The sequence below is a fragment of the Luteibacter sp. P4_E6 genome, from assembly GCF_056401535.1.
The window spans coordinates 1-6,853 of the sequence record NZ_JBFUJE010000205.1; the positions used below are offsets into that span (position 1 = coordinate 1).

5 protein-coding genes are annotated in these 6,853 nt (G+C 65.9%); 2 read left to right on the top strand and 3 right to left on the bottom strand.

Annotated elements, in window-relative coordinates; all coding sequences use genetic code 11:
- From AC1DT2_RS13070 to AC1DT2_RS13080, 3 genes are all read right to left on the bottom strand, one after another.
- Nucleotides 1-427: RNA polymerase sigma factor (locus AC1DT2_RS13070; RefSeq protein ID WP_477296714.1), on the bottom strand; the 427-nt coding region annotated here is incomplete at its 3' end.
- 200 nt (nucleotides 428-627) lie between these two features.
- Complete coding sequence (locus AC1DT2_RS13075) at nucleotides 628-2,418, bottom strand: phosphoenolpyruvate carboxykinase (GTP) (protein ID WP_477296709.1); 1,791 nt, start codon at nucleotides 2,416-2,418, stop codon at nucleotides 628-630.
- A gap of 108 nt (nucleotides 2,419-2,526) precedes the next feature.
- Nucleotides 2,527-3,117 (bottom strand): TetR/AcrR family transcriptional regulator, encoded by a 591-nt coding sequence (locus AC1DT2_RS13080; protein ID WP_063571842.1) that lies wholly within the window; start codon nucleotides 3,115-3,117, stop codon nucleotides 2,527-2,529.
- Between the two features lie 140 nt (nucleotides 3,118-3,257).
- On the opposite strand from AC1DT2_RS13080, the gene AC1DT2_RS13085 reads away from it, so the two are divergent.
- Both AC1DT2_RS13085 and AC1DT2_RS13090 read left to right on the top strand, forming a co-directional pair.
- Nucleotides 3,258-4,145 (top strand): alpha/beta hydrolase, encoded by an 888-nt coding sequence (locus tag AC1DT2_RS13085; protein ID WP_477296711.1) that lies wholly within the window; start codon nucleotides 3,258-3,260, stop codon nucleotides 4,143-4,145.
- A gap of 5 nt (nucleotides 4,146-4,150) precedes the next feature.
- Nucleotides 4,151-6,622 carry an acyl-CoA dehydrogenase gene (locus AC1DT2_RS13090; RefSeq protein WP_477296712.1) on the top strand — a complete coding sequence of 824 codons (2,472 nt, stop codon included), beginning with the start codon at nucleotides 4,151-4,153 and terminating at the stop codon, nucleotides 6,620-6,622.
- The last annotated feature ends 231 nt before the right edge of the window (nucleotides 6,623-6,853 follow it).

Genomic DNA, 6,853 nt, shown 5'->3' on the forward strand with positions numbered 1-6,853 from the left:
GGACCAGCACGGCACGGGCCCGCGGCGGCAACGCCGCGATGGCCTTTTCCAGCTCGTCGCGCTCCACGGCGCGGACGGGATTATCGAGGTCGGCGATGTCCGGTAGATGTTCATCGTCGACGATGCTGACGGGGTCGGCGTTGCGGGCACGTATGGACATGAGTGCCACATTGACCGCCAACCGGTACACCCAGGTGCCGAACGCGCTTTCGAAGCGGAAGCCGTCGAGCTTCTGCCAGGCGCGGATGAAGGCTTCCTGGGTCAGGTCTTCCGCGCGGGCATGGTCGAAGGCGGCCAGGCGGAGGATGGCGCCATAGACCCGGTCCGAATGCTTGCGGTAGAGCGTCTCGAACGCCTTCCGGTCGCCGCCGACGGCAGCGCGCACCACATCGTCATCGGACGTGGCGACAGGCAGCTCAGGCTGCATGAAGGAAGTGGCGGCGAGGCATAGGGCATTCATCTTGCCAGCTTGGATGCCGGCAAGGGGAGAAGCGTTTAAGGGATAAAGGAAATGTGGGAGCCGCTTCAGCGGCGAAAAGCCAACAAAGCGGCGAAGTGGTAGCCCCAATCGCCGATGAATCGGCTCCCACACAGAGCCAGCCCCACAGCAGCAGGGCTGGCCTGATATCAGGCGACGTTGGCTGCCCGACGCTCCACGGCGGCTTCCAGGGCCTTGCTCACACGCAGGCGCTCGGCCTTGAGGCGCTCGGGCATGCGCGCGCCGAAACCCTCGAGGTAGAGACCGATGGCGTTGAGTTCTTCGGTCCAGCCTTCGACATCGACGTGGAGCAGCTCGTCGAGGGCGCCAGGCTTCAATGACAGACCCTCGGCGTTGAGCTCACCCTTGGCTGGCACCACGCCGATCGGGGTTTCCATGCCTTCCGCCTTGCCGGCGACGCGCTGGATCATCCAGTCGAGCACCCGGAGGTTCTCGCCGTAACCGGGCCACATGAAGCGACCGTCGGCATCCTTGCGGAACCAGTTCACGTGGAAGATCCGCGGCAGCTTCGCGCCGGGCTTGTCGAACGACAGCCAGTGGGCGAAGTAGTCGGCGAAGTTGTAGCCGCAGAAGGGCTTCATCGCCATCGAATCGCGGCGAAGCACGCCGACCGCGCCCGTGGCGGCGGCGGTGGTTTCCGAGCCCATGGCTGCACCGACAAGAACACCGTGCGCCCAGTCCTTCGCCTCGAACACCAGCGGCACCAGCGAGGGGCGGCGGCCGCCAAATACGATCGCCGAAATGGGCACGCCGGCGGCATGTTCGGATTCGGGTGCCCAGCTTGGGCACTGCTTCGCGCTGACCGTGAAGCGGGAATTCGGATGGGCGGCGGGACCGTTGGCCGCGTCGTACGGACGCCCCTGCCAGTCGGTGACCGGTTCGCCTTCGCCGAGGCCTTCCCACCACGGACGCGCGTCCGTGGTCACGGCCACGTTGGTGAAGATCGCATCGTGGCCAAGGGTGGCCAGGGCGGTCGGGTTGGTATTCGCGCCGGTGCCCGGGGCGACACCGAAATAGCCGGCTTCGGGGTTGATTGCCCAGAGGCGGCCGTCTTCACCGGGTGTCATCCAGCAGATGTCGTCGCCAACGGTCCAGACCTTCCAGCCCGCCTTGAGGTAGCCCTCGGTGGGAATGAGCATGGCCAGGTTGGTCTTGCCGCAGGCCGAGGGGAACGCCGCCGCGATGTAGTGCTTCTCGCCCTGCGGGTTCTCGATGCCGACGATGAGCATGTGCTCGGCGAGCCAGCCTTCACGGCGCGCCTGGTGGCTGGCGATGCGCAGCGCGTGGCACTTCTTGCCGAGCAGGGCGTTGCCGCCGTAGCCGGAGCCGATCGACTTGATCGACAGCTCCTGGGGGAAATGCATGATGAAGCGACGCTCGGGATCGAGATCGCCCGTGGAGTGCAGGCCCTTCACGAACTGGCCTTCGCGCTCGATGCGGGCGAGGGCAGGGGCGCCCATGCGCGTCATGATGCGCATGTTGGCGACCACGTAGGGGCTGTCGGTGATCTCGACACCGCAACGCGACAGCGGCGAGTCGATGGGACCCATGCAGTACGGAATGACGTACATGGTGCGTCCGCGCATGGCCCCGGCGAACAGCGCGTCGATCTTGGCGTGTGCGTCGGCCGGTGCCATCCAATGGTTGTTCGGGCCCGCCTCGTCTTCCTCGGGGGTGCAAACGAAGGTCAGGTGCTCGACGCGAGCGACGTCCGACGGATTCGAGCGATGCAGGTAACTGCGCGGGTTGGTCTCCTCGTTGAGCGGGAGGAGATCGCCACTGGCGAGCATCGTCTGGACGAGCTCGGCGTATTCCGCGTCCGAGCCGTCACACCAGCGAACGGAGGTCGGCTCCGTCAGTCGGGCGACATCGTCAACCCATCGATTCAATGCTTCCAGGGAACTGCCGTACGAACGCATCCGTTGTGGTCTCCAGTTAAACGCTGTAGAGACAGTAGTTTGCGTTCGATGGTATTGGCAAGGCACGGCGCAGCAAAAGTCGCCGCGCCGTTCAGCTGACGCGTCCGATCACGCGGTCGGCTTGGCCGGCGTCAGGGTAAAGATCACGTGCTCGACATAGGCGTCGAACTCGTCGTGGCTCAGTCGCGGCAGGCCAAGGGTGAAGTTCAGCTGCAGGAAGCCCACGTAGGCGGCATAGGTAAGCCGTGCACGATGCAGGGCGACAACGGGCTCGAGGCCCGCTTCCTGATACATCGTGGTGAGGAACTCGATGCGCCGCTGCGACACGCGCGCCATGACCGGCACGACCTGCGGATGGTCGAGCGCTTTGAGCAGGGCGGCGTAAACGCGATGCGCCTGCAGTTCGTGGGCGACACGGCGGAACAGTTCCGGCAGGCGCTTGCGGGGATCGGCGATGCGCTCGATTTCACCGAGGACTTCGCGTTCGCCGTATTCTTCCCACCGTTCGAGCGAGGCCTGGAGCAGGGCTTCGCGCGTACGGAAGTGCCAGTAGAAGCTGCCTTTGGTGACGCCCAGACGGCGCGCAAGCGCCTCCACGGCAAGGGCGCCGACGCCTTGTTCGGCGATAAGGGCTAGGGCGCCGTCTTCCCAGTCTTCTGCGGAGAGGCGGACTCGTTCATTCTTGGCACCGTCGGTCATCGACGCATGGTAGCCGAGACGCCGCCGTTTGCAATCCGGCAGCCTCCTGGCTTGTTGCATAAGACCTTGACTTGGTTGCCATTGCGTGACCGTACGCGGGCGTATTGACGCACCTCTCGCAGACCTACATACTCGGCCGTATGGTTGCCCATTCCACGTCCGTATCCTCTGCCTCTGCGAGCCTGGTCTCGATGGACGGCATTGCGCTGGCTACGCAGCGCTGGCCGGGCGTGCGTTCGCCGGCGCTGATCTTCGCGCACGGCTTCGGGCAGACGCGCCACGCCTGGAACGGCGCGGCGCGAACGCTGGCGGCGCAAGGCTTCGATGCCACCACCTTCGATGCGCGGGGTCATGGCGAAAGCGAGCGCGTGCCGCGCGGCGACTACCACATGGAGCAGTTCGTCCACGATCTGCTCGCGGTATCGGCCGAGTCCGGCTCACCGGATGGCCGGCCACCGGTGCTGGTCGGCGCCTCGATGGGCGGGCTGCTGGGCCTGATGGCCGCCGGTGAAGCGGAGGAGGGCCGCCCGCCGTTCTCGGCGCTGATCCTGGTCGACATCACCCCGCGCTGGGAAACCGCCGGGGTCGAACGTATCCTCGGCTTCATGCGCGCGCACCCGGACGGTTTCGCGAGTTATGAGGAGGCGGCCTCGGCGATCGAGGCGTACCTGCCGCACCGCCGTGAGCGTAAATCCGAAGCACAGCTCAAGCCCTTGTTGCGCCAGGACGAGCACGGCCGCCTTCGCTGGCACTGGGATCCCGCCCTGCTCGATGGCGGCCTCGTCCAGGAAAGCGAGCGTTACCAGCCGCGCCTGTTCGAGGCCGCCGCGCGCGTCCAGGTGCCGGTGCTGCTCCTTTCCGGCAGCCGCAGCGACGTCGTCTCCAGCCAGACCGTCGAAGAATTCCTACGTCTCGTCCCGCATGCGCGCCACGTTTCCCTCGCCGACGCCACGCACATGGTGGCCGGTGACGCGAACGACGCGTTTACCCGCGAGATTTCCCAGTTCATGCAATCGCTCCCGAGGTAATACCGATGTCTGCAATCCTGGTTGTACTGGCGGCACTGATTGCCTCCGGTGCCTGCGCTTACCACCGCACGTCGCTGCGCACGTGGGCTGTCGCCACGGCGGTCACGACCCTCGTCGTCGGCCTGCTCGCGCGTGCGCCGGTAACCACGGTCGTCGTGCTGATCCTGCTGGCCCTGGTCGCCGCACCGCTGCTAATGGTCGATTTCCGCCGGAAGAAGATCAGCGCACCGCTGCTGTCGATCTTCGCCAAGGTGACGCCGAAGCTGTCGGAAACCGAGCAGACCGCCCTCGAGGCCGGCACCGTCGGTTTCGAAGGCCAGCTGTTCTCGGGCAAGCCGGACTGGTCGGAATTGCTGCGTCAGCCGAAGCCGGAACTCTCGGTGGAAGAGCAGGCCTTCCTCGACGGCCCCGTCGAAGAACTCTGCGGCATGATCGACGACTGGCAGATCACCCACGAGCTGGCCGACCTTCCGCCGAACGTCTGGGAGTTCATCAAGAAGAACAAGTTCTTCGGCATGATCATTCCGAAGACCTACGGCGGCCTCGGCTTCTCGGCGCTGGCTCACTCGGCCGTGCTGCAGAAGCTCTCGAGCATGTCGCAGACGGTCGCCTCCACCGTCGCCGTGCCGAACTCGCTCGGACCCGGCGAGCTGCTCATGCACTACGGCAGCGACGAGCAGAAGAACCACTTCCTGCCGCGCCTGGCCGATGGCCGTGAAGTTCCGTGTTTCGCGCTGACCGGTCCCTACGCCGGTTCGGACGCCACCTCGATTCCCGATTTCGGCATCGTCACCAAGGGCATGTGGAACGGCGAAGAAACCGTCGGTATCCGCCTGACCTTCGATAAGCGCTACATCACGCTGGCGCCGGTCGCGACCATCGTCGGCCTCGCCTTCCGCATGTACGACCCGGACAAGCTGCTGGGTGAGAAGGAAGACCTGGGCATCACGCTGGCGCTGCTGCCGCGCGAAACCCCGGGGATGGAAATCGGTCGTCGCCACTTCCCGCTGAACACGCCGTTCCAGAACGGCCCGGTGCACGCGAAGGACATGTTCGTGCCGCTGTCCGTACTGATCGGTGGCCCGCACATGGCCGGCCAGGGCTGGCGCATGCTGGTCGAGTGCCTGTCGGTGGGTCGCGCGATCTCGCTGCCGTCCAACGCCACAGGCGCTTCGCGCATGGCGGTCTCGGCGACCGGTTCGTATGCGCGCATGCGCAAGCAGTTCGGCCTCGCTATCGGCCGTTTCGAAGGCGTGGAAGAAGCGCTCGCCCGCATCGGCGGCCTGACCTACGCCATGCAGGCACTCTCGCGTGCCACCGCCGCCGCCGTCGATCGCGGTGAGAAGCCGGCCGTGCCGTCGGCCATCGCCAAGTACCACGCTACCGAGTGGTGCCGTCAGATCGCGTCGGACGCGATGGACGTGCACGGTGGCAAGGGGGTCATCCTCGGCCCGAAGAACTACATGGGTCGCGGCTGGCAGTCGGTGCCGATCGCCATCACGGTGGAAGGCGCGAACATCATGACGCGCAGCCTGATGATCTTCGGTCAGGGTGCGATCCGCTGCCATCCTTACGTGCTGAAGGAAATGCAGGCACTGGGTATCGCCGATTACCGCGAGCGCCTGAAGACCTTCGACAAGGCACTCTTCGGCCACATCGGTTTCGGCTTCTCCAACGCCGTGCGCAGCTTCGTCCTGGGACTGACCGCGGCGAAGATCGGCGACACCGCTGGTGACGCTTACACGCGCCGCTACTACCGCAAGCTCAACCGTTACTCCGCGGCGCTGGCACTGTGTGCCGACGTGGCGATGGGTGTGCTCGGCGGCAAGCTGAAGTTCAAGGAAAAGCTGTCAGCTCGTCTGGGTGATGTGCTCTCGTACCTGTATATCGCCAGCGCGATGCTCAAGCGTTACGAAGACACCGGCCGTCCGGAAGCGGATCGTCCGCTGCTGGCCTGGGCTTTCCACCAGTGCGTGTGGAACATGCAGATGGCGCTGGACGGCGTGATCCGTAACTTCCCGGTGCGCCCGGTGGCCTGGGTACTGCGTGCCCTGGTGTTCCCGTTCGGTCGCCGCGAAGTGCCGCCGTCGGATCGCCTCGGTCGCCGCGTCGCCGCGCTGATCACCGCGCCCAGCGAAGCCCGCGAGCGCCTGACCACGTGGACCTACCTCACCCCGACGGCGAACAACACGGTGGGTCGCATGAATGCGCTCCTGCCCGACGTGATCGCCGCCGAGCCGGTGGAGCGCAAGTTCCTCAAGGCGTTCAAGGGTGGCCAGCTGAAGTCGCACACGTACAACGAGCAACTCGCCGAGGCCGAGAAGCTGGGCGCCATCACCGCAGCCGAGCGCGACCTGCTCCAGCGCGTGCGTGACGGCGTCGCCGAGTTCATCTCGGTCGATGACTTCGACAGCGAAGAGCTGCGTGCGGGCGTGCAGAAGAAAGCGGAAGCGATCAACAAGGTGCGCGCTGCGTAAGTAGCCACGCGTTCTGTAGGAGCCGATTCATCGGCGAAGAGGGCCGCGAGCAATCGCGGCCTTTTTTTGTTCCCCCGCATCCTGTGGGAGCCGCTTCAGCGGCGAAAGGCCGGCCGCTACGCGCCCCACGTAACCAGCGGCTTACGCCGCCTGACGCTGGTGTCCGTGACGGGAGCCGCGAGGGGCAAGGCCCTTGGGGCCGCGGCGCGGCTCTTCGAGACGGGCGGTAGC